A 17,680-nucleotide genomic window follows, 5' to 3' on the forward strand; every position below is an offset into this window, starting at 1 on the left:
TATCCGCCGACTTTCGTTGCAGGAAAGCCGGCGGAAACGTAACTTTGCAGGATTCGCGGAATCAGGGGATACAGATATGGATAAATTATTGAAATTAGCTGTTTTTCAGATGGATACCCAGTGGGAGGCGCCATCGGAAAATTGCCGGCGGGTGACCGAATGGGTCGACCGGGAGGCGGGCGATGCGGATTTGATCGTCCTGCCGGAGATGTTCGCCACGGGGTTCAGCATGGAGCCGGAGCGGATCGCTCAGGAGATGGACGGCGAGGTGGTCTCGTTTTTGCGCGGACTGGCGATGCGGACGGGAAAAGCGATTATTACGAGCGTGGCGATTCGCGACCACATCCGGCGGACGGAGGCGGAGACGGGCTATTTCAACCGGCTGTTTTTCGTCGCTCCGGACGGCGTGTGGCTGACCTACAACAAGCGGCACCTGTTCCGGATGGGGGGCGAACACGAGCATTACGCCGAGGGGAGCGAGCGGCGGCTGATCGTCCATTACAAAGGGTTCCGGATCTGTCCGATGATCTGTTACGATTTGCGCTTCCCGGTCTTTTCGCGGAATCGAAAGGATTACGACCTGTTGCTTTATGTGGCCAGCTGGCCGGAGGCGAGACGGTATGCGTGGAGCACGCTGCTGCGGGCGCGAGCGATCGAAAATCAGGCCTATGTGGTGGGCTGCAACCGGTGCGGGACGGATCCGGGGAACAGCTATTCGGGCGATTCGGTGGTGCTCGACTTTCTGGGGCAGCCGCTGGCCGAGGCGGTGCCGGGGCAGGAGGAGATGATCCATGCCACCTTGTCGCTCGATGAGCTGGAGGGGTTCCGTCAGCGTTTCCCGGCCCACCTGGATGCCGATGACTTCACATGGGGCGAGGAGTAGCCGATGAGTGTGTCGATTGTCATCCTGCTGATCTGTTCGGGCATCTTCGTCGGCGTGGTCAACACCTTTGCCGGGGCGGCTGCGGCGGTGTCGATTTCGGTCTACACGGCGCTGGGGCTTCCGATCGAGATCGCCAACGGGACGAACCGACTGCCGGTCTTGTTTCAGGCTTCGGCTGCGGCGGTCAATTTCCGGAAACAGCACCTGTTGGACTACTCCGTGGGGCTGAAACTGGGGATTCCGACCGCTTTGGGGGCGCTGGCGGGAGCCGAGTTTGCCGCGTCGGTCGATCCGTCGATCTTCGTCATCCTGCTGGCGACGATCCTTATTCTGCTTCTGACATTATTGATATTCAGTCCGAACCGGATATTCAAAGGCAACGGCAAACCGGCGAGGGAGGTGCGGAAGCTGGACTGCCTGTGGTTCTTTCTGGTGGGCCTCTACGGCGGTGCGTTCCAGATCGGGATGGGCTACGTGATTCTCGGGCTGACCATCATGGGGATGGGCTATGACGTGATCACGGCCAATGCGCTGAAGAGTTTCATCGTGATGCTCTATATCCCGTTTTCGCTGGCCGTCTTCATGTACCACGGCCAGATCGCTTACGGGTACGGTCTGGTGCACTCGATCGGGAATGTGATCGGGGCGTATGTAGCCTCGCGCTATGCGACACGGATCAACACACAGTTTTTGCGGTGGATGCTGATCGTGTTCATCGTCCTGACCGTATTGGATTTGTTTAAAATAATCAGTATCAAAAATGCGTTGGATAACATATTGTAGATCGATCGGAATGAGAAAAATCGCGATTCTGTTTGCCGCCGCTCTTTCGGCAGGCAGTGTGACGACGGCTTGCGCCCAGCAGGGGAAGGGAGGACGGCCGGCTCCGGCGGCGGTGTCCGAAGTGCCGGGCGAGGCCTCGCCGATATTCGTACCGGACTTGCCGCGCGGACTGACTTTCGCGGGCGAACGGGTTCCGCTCGAATATGCCGAGGTGCGCGAGGCGCTGGAGCGGGAGATTACCGTGACGATGTTCATGCAGTCGCGGACGCTCCGCACGCTGCGGATGACGACCCGCTACTTTCCGGTCATCGAGCCGATCATGAAGAAGTACGGCATTCCGGAGGACTTCAAATACCTCTGCATGGCGGAGAGCAATCTGGATCCGAACACCGTCTCGCCGGTCGGCGCTTCGGGGCTGTGGCAGCTGATGAAGTCGGCGGCCAAGGATTACGGGGTCGAGACGGGCGACAATGTCGATCTGCGGTTCCACGTCGAGCAATCGACCGAAGCGGCGTGCAAATACCTGCGCGACGCTTACAAACGGTACGGGAGCTGGACGATGGCGGCCGCTTCGTACAATGCCGGGCTGGCGGGGGTCAGCAAACGGATAGCGATCCAGGGGGTGAAGTCCTACTACGACCTCTTTCTGCCGGAGGAGACGATGCGGTATGTCTACCGGATCCTCTCCTGCAAGCTGGTGGTCGAGAATCCGCAGAAGTACGGCTTCCAGCTGCGGCGGAAAGACTATCTGCCGGCCTTCGAGAACTACCGGCGGGTGAAGGTCGGAGGGCAGAACATCGACTGGTCGGCGGTGGCGGCCAAGTATGAAACCAACTACAAGGTGTTGCGGATACTCAATCCGTGGATCCGGAGCTACGAATATGCCAACAAGGCGGGAACGACCTACGAGGTCATGATTCCGACGGAAGGGTTCAGAGAACATGGGAAATAAACACGATCAGATTATCGTCGAAGGGGCGCGGGTGCATAACCTGAAGAACGTGGACGTAGTGATTCCGCGCGACAAGTTCACGGTGATTACCGGTCTGTCGGGGTCGGGGAAGTCGTCGCTGGCGTTCGACACCATCTATGCCGAAGGGCAGCGCAGGTATCTCGAGACATTGAGCGCCTATGCGCGGCAGTTTTTCGGGACGCTCGAACGGCCGGACGTGGATAAGATTACGGGGCTCAGTCCGGTGATCGCGATCGAACAGAAGACCACGGGGCGCAATCCGCGGTCGACAGTGGGGACGGTGACCGAGATCAACGACTTCATGCGCCTCCTGTTCGCCAGGGCTTCGGTGGCCTACTCCAAGGCGACGGGCGAGGAGATGGTGCACTACAGCGACCAGCAGATTACCGAACTAATCATCGAGCGGTTCGGCGGGAAGCGGATCGCACTGCTCGCACCGGTGGTCAAGGGGCGGAAGGGGCACTATCGCGAGCTGTTCGCTTCGATGATCAAGAAGGGTTACCTGTATGCCAGAGTGGATGGCGAAATCGTCGAATTGCACGGGGGGATGCAGCTGGACCGGTACAAGATTCACCACATCGAACTGGTGATCGACCGGATGGTGGCGGAAGCGGGAGCCGAGGCGCGGATCAGGAAGAGTCTCGAAGAGGCGATGCGGCAGGGGAAAGGGACGATGATGGTAGCCGACTACGAGACGGGCGAGGCCAGATTCTATAGCCGGAATTTGATGTGTCCGACGACGGGGATTTCATACAACGAGCCGGCGCCGCACACCTTTTCGTTCAATTCGCCGCAGGGGGCTTGTCCGCACTGCAACGGGCTGGGCGAGGAGACGGTGTTCGACATCTCGCGCATTATTCCGGACGGAAGCAAGTCGATTAACCGGGGGGGGATTCAGCCGCTCGGGAAGCCGAAAGCCAACTCGATTTTCAACAAGATGAGCTCCTTGGCGGCGCGGTACGACTTTACGTTCGACACGCCGCTCGACGAGCTGGACGAAGAAGCGATGAATGCCTTGCTCTACGGGGATGCCACGCCGTTGCGGGTAACGGCTTTGTCGGGGGCGCGGAACAGTTGTATGACGACATGGGACGGGGTGATGGCCTACTTAGAAGCGGAGGCCGAGGAGGGAGAGCGGGGGGCGAAGTGGAAGGAGCAGTATGTGGAACGGAGGCCGTGCTCGGTTTGCGGGGGCAGTCGTTTGCGCGAAGATTCGCTCTACTTCAGGATCGACGGAAAGAACATTGCGGAGCTCTCGGCGATGAGCATCGAGGAACTCACTGCATGGTTCGACGGGATCGAAACCCGGTTGACCAAGAAGCAGCAGGCCATTGCGCGGGATATTCTGAAGGAGATTCGCGAGCGGCTGCGGTTCCTGATGGATGTGGGACTGGGGTATCTGTCGCTGTCGCGCTCGTCGCGGACGCTGAGCGGCGGGGAGAGCCAGCGCATCCGGCTGGCGACGCAGATCGGCTCGAAGCTGGTCAACGTGCTCTATATTCTGGACGAACCGAGCATCGGGCTGCACCAGCGGGATAACATCAAACTGATCAACTCGCTGCGGCAGCTGCGCGATGCGGGGAACAGCGTGATCGTGGTAGAGCATGATCAGGAGATGATCGAGTCGGCGGACTGGATCGTGGATGTCGGCCCGGCGGCGGGAAGAAAGGGAGGGGAGATTTCCGCCGTGGGGACACTGGATGAAGTATTGAAAACGCCGACCTACACGACCGATTACCTGACGGGCCGGCGGGCGATCGAGATTCCGACGACCTTGCGGGAGGGGTCTGGCAAATTTTTGACGATTCACGGCGCGCGGGGCAATAATTTGAAGAATCTGACCGTGTGTTTTCCGCTCGGGAAATTTATCGTGGTCACCGGGGTGAGCGGCAGCGGAAAGTCGACCTTGATTAACCAGACGCTGCGGCCGGCGATTGCGCGGGAACTCTACCGGTCGTTCGACCAGCCGCTGCCCTACGACAAAATCGAAGGGCTGGAGCATATCGACAAACTGGTGATCGTCGACCAGTCGCCGATCGGGCGGAGTCCGCGGAGCAATCCGGCCACCTACTCCAATGTCTTCGGCGATATTCGGAAGCTGTTCGAGGCGACGCCGGATGCGCAGATCAGGGGGTATAAGGCGGGGCGGTTCTCGTTCAACGTCAAGGGGGGACGGTGCGAGGAGTGTCGAGGCGCGGGGGTGCAGACTATCGAGATGAACTTTCTGCCGGATGTTTATGTGACCTGCAAGGCGTGCAACGGGCATCGCTATAACCGCGAGACGTTGCAGGTGAAGTACAAGGGAAAGAATATCGACGAGGTGCTGAACATGACGGTCAACCAGGCGGTCGAGTTTTTCGAGCATGTGCCGACCATTCATCAGAAGCTCAAGGCGATTCAGGATGTGGGGCTGGGGTACCTCAGACTGGGGCAGCCGTGCACGACCTTGAGCGGCGGGGAAAGCCAGCGGATCAAGCTTTCGGCGGAGCTCTCGCGGCGGGATACGGGGAATACCTTATATATTCTGGACGAGCCGACCACCGGGCTGCACTTCGAGGATATCCGTGTGCTGCTGGGCGTGCTGAACAAGCTGGCAGACAAGGGAAACACGGTGATCGTCATCGAACACAACTTAGATGTGATCAAGGTGGCCGACCACCTGATCGATATCGGGCCCGAGGGGGGCGAAGGCGGGGGCGAGTTGATCGCTCAGGGAACACCGATCGAAGTGGCGGCATGCGACCGGAGCTATACGGGCCGGTTCCTGAAACCGCTGCTGGAAAAGGCGGCTCCGAAAGCGGCCAAGAGCCGGCGACCCAAGGCGAAAAAATTTGAGAATGGCAAAAAAACTTCCTAATTTTGTAGGAGCGTTTGGGATGCCCGCTTTTCCGAAGCGGCTTGATTTAAGCAAACTTCTTCGGAAAAACGGGCATTTTAGATTATAGTCAATCCAATCCACCTGAAAACATGGAAAGTCAAGGTTTATCTTCTGCTCAGGTTCCGGTCGAAAACGGGAACGAGCCATTCGACACGCCTACTTCGCAAGAGGCCGCTACAATCGCCAATGAGGAGATGGAAGTCGAAACTACGCAGGAAACTACCGCGCCGACTGCGACCGACGAGGGGGCCGCAGAAACGGAAAACGAAATGCCTGCGGCGAATCCCTATGCGGGGAAGACGCAGGAGGAGCTGATCGCCCTGCTGGCAGAGATGCTGGAGGAACGCCCCGTGCAGAACCTCCGAGGGGATGTCGAAGCGGTGAAAATTGCCTTTTATAAGGCTGGTCGGACTGCGATCGAGGCTCAGCGGGCCGATTTCATCGCGAACGGCGGAGAGGCCGAAGCGTTTAAGCCGGCAGAAAATGGAAATGAAGCGAAATTCAAAGAGTTGCTGGTTCGATATCGGGAAAAACGGGACGCCTTCGTCAACCGGGCGGAAGAGGAGAAAGAGCGGGCTTATGCGGCGAAGTTGCGGATTATCGAAGAGCTCAAGGAGCTGGTGAACGGGAACGAGACGCTGGGACAGACTTTCAACGCCTTCCGGGAGCTACAACAGCGGTGGAAAGAGGCCGGGCTGGTGCCGCAGGAGAAACTCAAGGATCTGTGGGAGACCTATCATCACCACGTCGAGAATTTCTATAACTATATCAAAATCAATAAGGAGCTTCGTGATTTAGACCTCAAAAAGAACTACGAGGCGAAGACGGAGCTGGCGGAAGAGGCCGAAAAGCTGATGCTCGAACCGAGCGTGACCGAAGCGTTCCACAAGTTGCAGAAACTGCACGACCAGTGGCGCGAGATCGGGCCGGTGGCTGCGGAGTTTAAGGAGCCGCTGTGGGAACGTTTCAAAGAGGCCAGCCGGCAGATCAATAAACGGCACCAGGACTATTTCGAAGGCATCAAGGAGGAACAGAAACAGAATCTGGCCCTCAAGACCGAATTGTGCGAGAAGGTCGAGGAGCTGGCGGGCGGGGTGTTTACGTCGCACAAGGAGTGGAATGCCGCTTCGGAACGGGTGATCGAGATTCAGAAAGTGTGGAAAACCATCGGATTTGCCCCGAAAAAGGACAATACGAAGATTTACGAACGTTTTCGGGCTGCGTGCGACCGCTTTTTCGAGGCGAAGCGGGCTTTCTATCAGGGGATGAAGTCGGAGATCGCGGACAACCTGCAGGCGAAGTTGGATCTTTGCGTTCAGGCCGAGGCGTTGCAGGAGAGCGAAGACTGGAAAGCGACGACCGATGCCCTGATTGCTTTGCAAAAGAAGTGGAAAGAGATCGGAGCCACGTCGCGGAAACATTCGGAACAGGTGTGGAAACGGTTCCGGGCGGCCAGCGACCGGTTTTTTGCCCGCAAAGCGGAACATTTCGGGAATCAGGATGCTCAGTATGCGGAGAATCTGACACGGAAACAGTCTCTGCTGGAGGAGATGCGCGCCCGGTTGCAGGAAAAGGCCGACATGACGTTCGACACCATCAAGGAGTATCAACGAAAGTGGGCGGAGATCGGGTTCGTGCCGATCAAGAAGAAAGAGGCGATTCAGGCCGAGTATCGGAAGATCGTGGACGGACTGTTCGACATGCTGAGGGGAGAGGAACGGGAGCGTCACCTGCGTAATTTCCGGGATAAGGTAGCTAAGATTCAGGAGGAAGGAAGTCGGAAACTGGGACAGGAACGCGACCGGATTTATGCGAAGATCCGGCAGATCGAAGCCGATATCCAGTTGTGGGAGAACAACATCGGTTTCTTCTCCAAGTCGAAGAACGCCGAGGGGCTGATGAAAGAGGTCGAGGCGAAGATCGCGCGAGCCAAGGAGCAGATCGCTACCATGCTGGAAAAAATCAAACTGATCGACCGGCCGGTGCAACAGACCGGAACGGCGGCGGACGAAGAGACACCCGCTGAGGTTCCGGCTGCGGAAGAATCAGATATGAAAGGACAGGAAGAATAATGGACGACATTTCTATGAAATCACAGACCAAATACATTTTTGTCACCGGCGGGGTCGCCTCTTCGCTGGGAAAAGGGATTATCGCGGCATCGCTGGCCAAGTTGCTGCAGGCCAGAGGATATTCCGTGACGATCCAGAAACTCGACCCGTATATCAACGTCGATCCGGGGACGCTCAATCCGTATGAACACGGCGAATGCTACGTGACCGAGGACGGGGCGGAGACCGACCTGGACCTGGGACACTACGAACGGTTCCTCGGGCGGCCGACTTCGCAGGCCAATAACGTCACCACGGGGCGGATTTATCAGAGCGTCATCAACAAGGAGCGCCGGGGAGAGTTCCTCGGGAAGACCGTTCAGGTGATTCCGCACATCACGGACGAGATCAAGCGGCGCATTCAGTACCTCGGGGCGAAGCATAAGTACGATGTGGTGATTACGGAAATTGGCGGTACGGTGGGGGATATCGAATCGCTGCCGTACATCGAATCGGTGCGGCAGCTCCGGTATGAGCTGGGGTTCGGGAACACTCTGGTGGTGCACTTGACCCTGATTCCGTATATGCGGGCCAGCGGCGAGCTGAAGACCAAGCCGACCCAGCACTCGGTCAAACAGTTGCAGGAGAACGGGTTGCAGCCGGATATTTTGGTGTTGCGGTCGGAAATGCCGCTGACCGAAGAGGTGAAACGGAAAGTCGCTCTGTTCTGCAATGTGGAAGCGGATGCGGTGGTGGCATCGCTCGACGTGCCGACCATTTACGAAGTGCCGCTGATGATGCTCGACCAGAAACTCGACATCGTGGCATTACGGAAGTTGGGACTGGATACCGATCGGCCGATCGACCTCGAAAAGTGGCGCGATTTCGTCGATCGGGTCAAACATCCGGACAACGGGACGGTGCGGATTGCGCTGGTCGGGAAATACACCGAGCTGCCGGATGCCTACAAGTCGATTTGCGAGGCTTTTATTCATGCCGGGGCGACCAATCATGTCAAGGTGAACCTGCAGTACGTGAACTCGGAAAAGCTGACCGAACAGAATGTCGCCGAGGTGTTGGGCGAGATGAGCGGGATTCTCGTGGCGCCGGGTTTCGGACACCGGGGATTGGAAGGGAAGATCACGGCGGTACGTTATGCGCGGGAAAACGGTGTTCCGTTCCTGGGGATTTGTCTCGGGATGCAGTGCAGCGTGATCGAATATGCCCGGAATGTCCTGGGGTTGGCGGAGGCCAATTCCACCGAGACAGGGGCGACGCCGGATCCGGTCATCGACCTGATGGAGGAACAGAAAGGGATTACGGAAAAGGGCGGAACGATGCGTCTGGGCGCCTATCCGTGCCGGTTGCAGGAGGGATCGCATGCCTATGCGGCGTACGGCAAGGCCGAAATCAGCGAACGGCACAGGCACCGTTACGAATTCAACAACAAGTACAAAGATGCTTTGGCGGCGGCGGGGATGATTGCGACGGGGATCAATCCGGATACCAATCTGGTCGAAGTGGTCGAAGTCGAAGGACATCCGTGGTTCGTCGGCGTGCAGTACCATCCGGAATATAAAAGTACGGTCATCCACCCCCATCCGCTTTTCGTCGGATTTGTGGCTGCAGCCATCGATTATCGGGATAACAAGCAGAAATAGCGTTTCATAGATGAGTAAAAACACACTGATCGGTTTGCTGATTATCGGCGTACTCTTGTTCGGATTCAGCTGGTACAACAACAAACAATACACCGAGCGGGTGGCGGCGCAGCAGGAACAGCAGCGGATAAACGACTCCATTGCGCGGGCCAATGCACCGGCGGTACAGCAGGGGCTGACTACGGACGAAAGTTTCAATCAGGGGAGTCTGATGCCGGATACGGCGGCTTTGAATCCGCAGGCACCGGCGGTGAGAACCGTGCCGGGTGGCGGCGGCATATACAATGCCCAATTGGTCGGAAAAGAGGAGTTTTACACCCTCGAAAACGATCTTTTCGCACTGACCTTCTCGAATAAGGGAGGGAGGATTGCAGCGGCACGGCTCAAGGAGTACAAGCGATATAACGGAGAGCCGCTGATGCTCTTTACCGAAGTGGGATCGCGCTTCAACCTGAACCTCTTCGCGCCGATGCAGATCAATACGGCGGACTTTTATTTTACGCCGCAAACGGTTTCGGATACCGTAATCGCCTTCCGGCTCTATGCGGACAGCGCAAAGGCTTCCTATTTGGAATACCGTTATGCGATTCGGCCGGACGACTATCTGGTGGATATGAAGATCGACCTTTCGCACTTCAAAGGAGAACTTGCGCCGAACCAGCCGGACGTGACACTGGCCTGGAACATCGTCTCGCCACAGGAGGAAAAAGGGTTCCAGAACGAGAACAACTACACGACGATCGCTTACAAATACCCGGGCGAACGCTCTATCGAGGAACTCGGCATGTCGACCGGAACGAAGAGTGAAGAGCTCAAGACCAAAGTACAGTGGGTGGCGTTCAAACAGCAGTTCTTCTCTTCCATTATCGTCGCGGATGACAACTTTGCGTCGGCGGATCTGAAGTACGCCACCTTCCCGCCGACGGACGATAATATCAAGGACTTTTCGGCGGCGATGACCCTCCCCTACTCGGCTGCGACGACCGAAGGATATGACCTGCGGTTCTATTTCGGGCCGAACAAATTCTCGGTACTGAAACGGTACGGGGATCTGGAGTTCCAGAAACTCGTTCCGCTGGGCTGGTGGATTATCGGGTGGATCAACCGGTATGTGGTCATCCCCGTGTTCGATTTCCTGGGGAGTTATATCGCCAACTTCGGGATTGTCATCCTGATTCTCACCGTGTTGATCAAGCTCCTGATTTTCCCGCTCACCTATAAGTCGTATCTTTCGACGGCACGGATGCGGCTCCTGAAACCGGAGATCGACAAACTGAACGAGAAGTATCCGCGCAAGGAGGATGCGATGAAGAAACAACAGGCGATGATGCAGCTCTATCGCTCGGCGGGGGTCAACCCGATGGGCGGCTGCCTGCCGCTGCTGATCCAGTTCCCGATCCTGATCGCCATGTTCCGCTTCTTTCCGGCGGCGATCGAATTGCGGGACAAATCGTTCCTGTGGGCTGACGACTTGTCGTCTTACGACAGCATCTGGAATTTCCCGGGCGGTTTCAGCATCCCGTTCTATGGCGACCATGTGAGTCTGTTCGCACTCCTGATGGCCGTTTCGCTCTTCATCACTTCGAAGATCAACTATGCCCAGTCGGCGGGGATGAGCAATCAGCAGATGCCGGGGATGAAGTTCATGATGCTCTACCTGATGCCGATTCTGCTGCTGGTCTGGTTCAATAACTACTCGGCGGGCTTGTGCTACTACTATTTCCTGGCCAACCTGATTACCATCGGCCAGACCTATGCGTTCCGGTATATCGTGGACGAGAAGAAACTGCATGCCCAGATGATGGAGAATGCGAAAAAGCCGGTCAAGAAATCGAAGTGGCAGCTGCGCCTCGAAGAGATGCAGCGGCAGCAGGAGGCGTTGCGCAAACAGCAGCAACAGCGGGGTGGGAAACGGTAGACAAAGAATCTCGTGCAAAAAGGGAGGGGACGAAAATCAATTTCGTCCCCTCCCTTTTTTCTGGATAATTATCCAATGATTTATTTGACCTCCCAAGTCTCTCCGCTGTGCAGCAGCTGGTCGACATTGAAGATCTTGGCCCGCATCCGAACCTCGATCAGCTGGTCCCGCACCTGGTCATCGTACGTATGGTCTTTCACCGCCCGAATCACTCCGAGGGCTACCGGCATCTCCGGTGCCTTCATGTTCACCAGCATCATGTGAATCCCCGGATTCGGCTCGTGGGCATTATGCACCAAAATATCCGCCCGGGTAATCCCGTTCTCGCCGATCTTCACGACTTTCAACTTCAAGCCGTCGAGAATCAGACCCTTATCCCGATTTTTCCCGAAAATCATCGGCTCGCCGTGCTTCAGGACAATCGTACTGTCCTCCCGCACCTCCTTATTGAGGAAAGCGTCGTAAGCCTTATCGTTGAAAATCACGCAGTTTTGCAGGATTTCCACCACCGATGCCCCGTCGTTCTTCGCCGCAGCCACCAGGCAGTCTTTCGTCAGGTTGACATCCACGTCGATCGTCCGTGCGAAGAACGTTCCCCGCGCCCCCAGTACGATCTCGCCCGGCGAGAACGGGTGCTCCACCGTTCCGTACGGCGAAGTTTTCGTCACCTTCCCCAGCGGCGAGGTCGGTGAGTACTGCCCTTTGGTCAACCCGTATATCTGGTTGTTGAAGAGCATGATGTTGATGTCGATATTCCTGCGGATGGCGTGGATAAAGTGGTTCCCGCCGATCGCCAAGGCATCGCCGTCGCCCGTCACCTCCCAGACCGACAGAGTCGGATTCGCCACCTTCACCCCCGTGGCAATTGCCGCCGCCCGTCCGTGAATCCCGTGAAATCCGTAGGTATGCACGTAATACGGGAACCGCGACGAACAGCCGATCCCCGAGACGAACGTAAATCGCTGATGTTGATAATTAAGCTCTGCAGCCACCTCGGGCAACGCTTTGGTCACCGCGTTCAAAATAAAGTGGTTGCCGCAACCCGGACACCATTTGACCTCCTGGTCGCTTTTGAAATCCTGTGGGGTATATCGTACCATAATGTGTTACTACTGTTTCGAGCGCGCTAAGCGTGCGTGAGTAATGTCTTGAAGTGATCGGTCAGTTCGACTACCGTAAACGGCAGACCCTGAACTTTGTTGTATTGCAGGAAATCGATGTGGGGGAAGTTCATCCGGAGGTAGTTGGCGAACTGCCCCGTGTTCAATTCGCAGACGATGATTTTCTTGAACTTGGAGAATATTTTTTCCACCCCGCGCGGAAGCGGATTGATGTAGCTGAAATGGCAATGCGAGACACTTTTGCCCTCGGCCCGCAGCGTATCCACCGCCGTCCGGAGCTGTCCGTAGGTGCCGCCCCAGCCAACGACCAGCAGATCGCCTCCCTTCCGGTCGCCGTAGACTTCCTGTTCGGGAATGTAATTAGCTACGCGGGCCACCTTTTCCGCCCGCAGTTCGACCATCCGCTGGTGGTTCTGCGGGTCGTGCGACAGAGAACCCACGCAGTCCTGTTTTTCCAGACCTCCCAACCGATGTTCGCACCCCGGCGAACCCGGCAAGGCCCAGCTCCGGGCCAGCCGCTCCGGATCGCGGACATAAGGCAGGAAGCCGCCTTCCGGTCGTTCCGTTACTACCGGCGGTTTGATCTCCGGATAGTCGCTCATCGACGGAATCCGCCACGCTTCCGAGCCGTTGGCGATATAGCCGTCCGACAGCAAAACCACCGGCGTCATGTGTTCCATCGCGATTTTAGCGGCCATGAATGCGGCGTCGAAGCAGCCTGAAGGGGTACAAGCCGCCATGACAACCAGCGGGCACTCCCCGTTCCGCCCCCACAGCGCCTGATACAGGTCGGCCTGTTCGGTCTTGGTGGGCAGCCCCGTCGAAGGGCCGCCGCGCTGTACGTCGATCACCACCAAAGGCAGTTCGGTCATCACGGCCAGCCCCAGCGCCTCGCTCTTGAGCGAGAGCCCCGGCCCGGAGGTGGTCGTCACAGCCATATTCCCGGCGAACGAAGCGCCGATTGCGGTGCATATTCCGGCGATTTCGTCCTCGACCTGCAAGGTCTTTACGCCGAGGTCTTTCCGTTTGGCCAGCTCTTCGAGAATCGCGGTCGCCGGCGTAATGGGATAGGAGCCGCAGAACAGAGGCCGCCCCGATTTCTCGGACGCTGCGATCAGCCCCCACGCCGCCGCCTGGTTCCCGGCGATCGTCCGGTAGGTGCCTTTGGGCAGCTCCGCCGCCGGCACCTGGTAGGTCGTGGTGAAGATGTGGGTATTGGCGGCATAATTATACCCCGCTTTCAAGGCGAGAATATTGGCTTCCGCCACGGCCGGTTTTTTCGCGAATTTGCGACGGAGATAATTCTCCGTATGCTCCAGCGGCATGTCGTAGAGACAGAAACAGATACCCAGAGCAAACATGTTCTTGCACTTGTTCGCCGCCTTGGTATCCAGTCCGGTCTGTGCCAGCGCGTCTTTGGTCATCGACGAGATCGGCGCACGGATGATGTTGTAATCGGTAATTCCCAGCTCTTCGAACGGATCGAGGGTCTGGAAGCCGGCCCGTTTTACCGCCGCTTCGGTCAGGCTGTCGGCATCCACGATCACCGTGGCGCCTTTCTTCAGCCATTTTCGATTGGCGCGCAAAGCCACGGCGTTCATCGCGACGAGCAAGTCGCAGTAGTCGCCCGAGGTCAATACTTTCTCGCTTCCTATATGTACCTGAAAGCCGGAGACTCCGGCCATCGTTCCCTGCGGAGCCCGGATTTCGGCCGGATAGTCGGGAAACGTAGCGATGCTGTTTCCCCCGAGGGCCGAGGTGTCGCTGAAGAGCGTTCCGGTCAGCTGCATTCCGTCACCCGAATCGCCTGAGAATCGGATGACTACATCTTTTGTTTGCTGCATATATTTGGGTTCATATTTGCATCAGCAAATATTATCATTTTTTCGGAGAAACAATCCTTTTTGCGTCACAAAAAAAACGTCTCCGCCTCTCGGGTCGAGGCGAAGACGAGAATACATTAACTATTAAGAATGGTTTTAATCGTGGTTGGAGAAGTACTTCATGAATTGCGTGCGTTCGTATAGCATCGGATCGGCAATGTTTTTGGCATTCATCCGCCCGATCACATCGCGCAGGGTCTGGAACTCGTGGCGTTTCATCCAGTCGCAGACGAAGGCATTTATTTCGCCGATCACTTCCAGTCCGTTTTCGTAGACCGTGCTGGCGATTTCGACGGCCGACGCCCCAGCCAGCAAAGCCTTCACGGCATCACCCCCCGAGTGCACTCCGGTGGAGACCGCTACGTCGATCAGCGGCAGCGAACCGTTGACCAGAGCCGTCCACCGCAACACGTTCGACAGTTCGGACGGATGGCTGAAAATATCGCCTGCTGTGACCGCCATCTTTTCGATGTCGATATCGGTCGGATAAAACCGGTTGAAGAGCACGACCCCCTTCACGTTCCGGTAATAGATTTCGCGGACGATCGCCAGCGGATTGGTGAATCCGGCACCCAGCTTGACCGACAGCGGGATGGAGATCGCCTCCTTGACCCGGGTAATGATGTTCAGGTAGCTGCGTTCGATCTCGTCCGACGAGGTCTCTTTGTCCGTCGGCAGCAGGAAGATGTTGAGTTCCAGCGCATCCGCCCCGGCCGCCTCGATCACCCGGGCATAATCGACCCACTCGCCGGCCTGCCGGCAGTTGATGCTCGCGATAATCGGAATGTCGCACTGTTGTTTGGCATCTTCGATCAGTTTGAGATAGAGGCCCAGCCGGTTTTCCTCCACATAGGCGCGCACGTAATCCGCCGCCTCCGGATAGTCGCTGTAGCTGTCCACATGGGCCACTTCGCTCATGATCTGCTCTTCGAAAATCGATTTGAGCACGACGGCTCCCGCTCCGGCCATCTCGGCGTCTTTGATCCGCTGGAGGTTCGAGGTCAGCCCCGAACTGCTCAGAATCACCGGGCTGTTCAACTCCAGACCCAGATATTTCGTCTTGATTCGGTTCATAGTTCGTTCTGTTTATTCTATAAATTATTGTCTGTTTCCGAAAATGCGGCTTCCCACCCGGACCATCGTCGCCCCCTCCTCCACAGCTATCGGGTAGTCGCCCGACATCCCCATCGACAAGGTGTCGATCTGTGGCAGATACTTCTGGCGGAAATCCTCGAAAATGGCGTGCAGTTCCGCAAATTCCCGCCGCACCTGTTCTTCATCCTCCGTCAGCGAAGCCATCCCCATCAGCCCCCGGATCCGGATGTTCCGGAGTCCGGTCAGAGAACCATCCTGCAAAAAATGTTCCAATTCGGGCACATCCCATCCGAATTTCGTCTCCTCGCGGGCGATATGCAGCTCCAACAGCACGTCGACGACCCTTCCCGCCTTAGCCGCCTCGCGGTCGATCGTCTCGGCCAGCCGCCACGAATCCACCGAGTGGATCAGCGACACGAACGGCACGATGTACTTGACTTTATTGGTCTGCAAATGGCCGATCATGTGCCACTCGATATCCCGGGGCAGTGTCTCGTATTTGGCCACCATCTCCTGTGGGCGGCTCTCTCCGAAAATGCGCTGCCCGGCGGCGTATGCCTCCCTCAGGGCCTCGGCCGGGTGGAACTTGGAGACGGCCACCAGGGTGACCGTCTCGGGCAAAGTCGCCCGGATACGAACCAGATTTTCAGCAATCGTTCCCATTGGATTCGATTTTATGCTTATATTTGTCATTCCCGGTTCGGCGAACCGGAACCAAACAAATTTACTGCATACGGATGAAGAAAACAAAACTTTTCGCGGCTTTGCTGACCGCAGGCCTTCTGGGCGGCGGACAAAGCGCGGTGGCATGCACCAACATTCTGGTGACGAAAGGGGCTTCGAAGACGGGTTCGACGATGGTCAGCTACTCGGCCGACTCGCATACGCTGTACGGCGAACTCTACTACCGTCCGGCGGCGGACTATCCGGCCGGGACGATGATGAAGGTCTACGAATGGGACAGCGGCAAACTGCTGGGCGAGATTCCGCAGGCGCCCCACACCTATTCGGTGGTGGGGAATATGAACGAACACCAGCTGCTGATCGGCGAGAGCACCTGGGGCGGACTGCACCAGCTGGTCGACACGACAGGGATGATCGACTACGGATCGTTGATGTATATCGCGTTGCAGAGGTGTCGGACGGCGCGCGAGGCGATCGAGTTCATGACGAAACTCGTGGCGGAATATGGTTATGCCTCATCGGGCGAGTCGATTTCGGTGGCCGACCCGAACGAGGTGTGGGTGCTCGAAATCATCGGGAAGGGGACGAAGATCGTCGACGGCAAGAACGCCAATAAGGGGGCTGTGTGGGTGGCCCGGCGGATTCCGGACGGGATGATCTCGGCGCATGCCAATCAGGCGCGGATCACTACCTTTCCGTTGAACGACCCGGAAAACTGTATCTACTCGCCGGACGTGATCTCGTTTGCACGCGAAGCGGGGCTGTACACCGGGAAAGACAAGGATTTCGACTTCGCAGCAGTCTACAACCCGTTCGACTACAGCGGGATGCGGGGTTGCGAGGGACGCGTGTGGAGCGTCTTCCGGCAGGTGACCGACGGGATGGACAAATACCTCGACCACGTGACGGGACGGAACCCGAAAAACCGGTTGCCGCTGTGGGTGAAACCGAACCATAAACTGACCGTCAAGGATGTGGCGGAGTTCATGCGGAACCACTATGAGGGGACTGAATTGGATATGACGTGCGATCCGGGAGCGGGACCGTTCAAGCTGCCGTACCGTTGGCGGCCGATGACCTTCAAGGTGGGGGACGAAGAGTTCTTCAACGAACGGGCCATCGCTACGCAGCAGACCGGCTGGTGGTATGTGGGCGAATGCCGCGGATGGTTGCCCGACCCAATCGGGGGCGTGCTCTGGTTCGGGGTGGACGATACGGACAGCTCGCCGCTGACGCCGTTCTATTGCGGAATCGACCGGATTCCGAACGCCTATGCGGTGGGGAACGGGAATATGACCACCTACTCGGAAACGTCGATGTTCTGGGTGGTGAACCGGGTCACCAACTTCGCTTATCAGCGCTACAATATCATCCATCCGGATGTGAAACGGACGATGGATCGTTTCGAAAACCGCTGCTTCGCCGAACAGCCGGCGGTGGACGGTGCAGCAGAGATGCTCTACAAGCAGGATCCGAAACTGGCGATCGATTTCCTGACCGATTATTCGGTCAATACGGCTCAGCGGCTGTTCGATACGTGGGTGGCGCTGGATCGTTACCTGCTGGTGAAATACATCGATGGGAATGTCAAAAAGGAGGATGCCGAAGGGGTATTTACCGACAACGGACAGGGTCGGGGGATTCCGGCGATGCCGGACTTCCCGGGCTACAGCGAGGAGTGGAAAGCGATGGTCAAACAGGCGACAGGCGATCGTCTGAAGGTCGTGGAGGCGACCGGTAAAAAATAGCG

At 57.3% G+C, this 17,680-nt stretch carries 12 protein-coding genes; 8 read left to right on the forward strand and 4 right to left on the reverse strand.

The window, feature by feature from the left end:
• Positions 1 to 76: 76 nt before the first annotated feature.
• From QZ292_RS00245 to yidC, 7 genes are all read left to right on the forward strand, one after another.
• Entirely contained in the window at positions 77 to 883 is an 807-nt protein-coding gene (locus QZ292_RS00245) for an amidohydrolase (RefSeq protein WP_294596113.1), read from the forward strand.
• 3 nt (positions 884 to 886) lie between these two features.
• Positions 887 to 1,666 (forward strand): sulfite exporter TauE/SafE family protein, encoded by a 780-nt coding sequence (locus QZ292_RS00250; protein ID WP_294596116.1) that lies wholly within the window; start codon positions 887 to 889, stop codon positions 1,664 to 1,666.
• 10 nt (positions 1,667 to 1,676) lie between these two features.
• A complete protein-coding gene (locus QZ292_RS00255) occupies positions 1,677 to 2,618 on the forward strand; it encodes a lytic transglycosylase domain-containing protein (RefSeq protein ID WP_294596119.1) in 942 nt (313 codons plus the stop codon).
• Entirely contained in the window at positions 2,608 to 5,496 is a 2,889-nt protein-coding gene (gene uvrA / locus QZ292_RS00260) for an excinuclease ABC subunit UvrA (protein WP_294596122.1), read from the forward strand. Before QZ292_RS00255 ends, uvrA begins: the two co-directional genes overlap by 11 nt.
• Positions 5,497 to 5,606: 110 nt before the next feature.
• The gene (locus QZ292_RS00265) at positions 5,607 to 7,589 is read left to right on the forward strand and encodes a DUF349 domain-containing protein (RefSeq protein ID WP_294596125.1); all 1,983 of its coding nucleotides are present in this window, start codon (positions 5,607 to 5,609) and stop codon (positions 7,587 to 7,589) included.
• A 14-nt stretch (positions 7,590 to 7,603) separates the two neighbouring features.
• The gene (locus QZ292_RS00270) at positions 7,604 to 9,229 is read left to right on the forward strand and encodes a CTP synthase (RefSeq protein ID WP_294596128.1); all 1,626 of its coding nucleotides are present in this window, start codon (positions 7,604 to 7,606) and stop codon (positions 9,227 to 9,229) included.
• Positions 9,230 to 9,239: 10 nt separating this feature from the next.
• Entirely contained in the window at positions 9,240 to 11,147 is a 1,908-nt protein-coding gene (gene yidC, locus QZ292_RS00275; RefSeq protein ID WP_294596131.1) for a membrane protein insertase YidC, read from the forward strand.
• Between the two features lie 80 nt (positions 11,148 to 11,227).
• Here the strand turns inward: yidC and QZ292_RS00280 are convergent, their stop codons facing one another.
• The 4 genes from QZ292_RS00280 to QZ292_RS00295 form a co-directional block, all read right to left on the reverse strand.
• Positions 11,228 to 12,247 carry a 2-oxoacid:ferredoxin oxidoreductase subunit beta gene (locus tag QZ292_RS00280; protein WP_294596134.1) on the reverse strand — a complete coding sequence of 340 codons (1,020 nt, stop codon included), beginning with the start codon at positions 12,245 to 12,247 and terminating at the stop codon, positions 11,228 to 11,230.
• A 26-nt stretch (positions 12,248 to 12,273) separates the two neighbouring features.
• Entirely contained in the window at positions 12,274 to 14,112 is a 1,839-nt protein-coding gene (locus QZ292_RS00285) for a 2-oxoacid:acceptor oxidoreductase subunit alpha (RefSeq protein ID WP_294596137.1), read from the reverse strand.
• A gap of 135 nt (positions 14,113 to 14,247) precedes the next feature.
• Positions 14,248 to 15,225, reverse strand: a complete 978-nt coding sequence (locus tag QZ292_RS00290) for a dihydroorotate dehydrogenase-like protein (RefSeq protein ID WP_294596140.1) — start codon at positions 15,223 to 15,225, stop codon at positions 14,248 to 14,250.
• A gap of 24 nt (positions 15,226 to 15,249) precedes the next feature.
• A complete protein-coding gene (locus QZ292_RS00295) occupies positions 15,250 to 15,909 on the reverse strand; it encodes a YggS family pyridoxal phosphate-dependent enzyme (RefSeq protein WP_294596143.1) in 660 nt (219 codons plus the stop codon).
• Positions 15,910 to 15,983: 74 nt separating this feature from the next.
• Here QZ292_RS00295 and QZ292_RS00300 point away from each other — a divergent pair, with 74 nt between their 5' ends.
• Positions 15,984 to 17,678 carry a C69 family dipeptidase gene (locus tag QZ292_RS00300; protein ID WP_294596146.1) on the forward strand — a complete coding sequence of 565 codons (1,695 nt, stop codon included), beginning with the start codon at positions 15,984 to 15,986 and terminating at the stop codon, positions 17,676 to 17,678.
• Positions 17,679 to 17,680 lie beyond the last annotated feature (2 nt).

The organism is uncultured Rikenella sp., from assembly GCF_910577125.1.
In the GTDB taxonomy this organism is placed as follows: domain Bacteria; phylum Bacteroidota; class Bacteroidia; order Bacteroidales; family Rikenellaceae; genus Rikenella.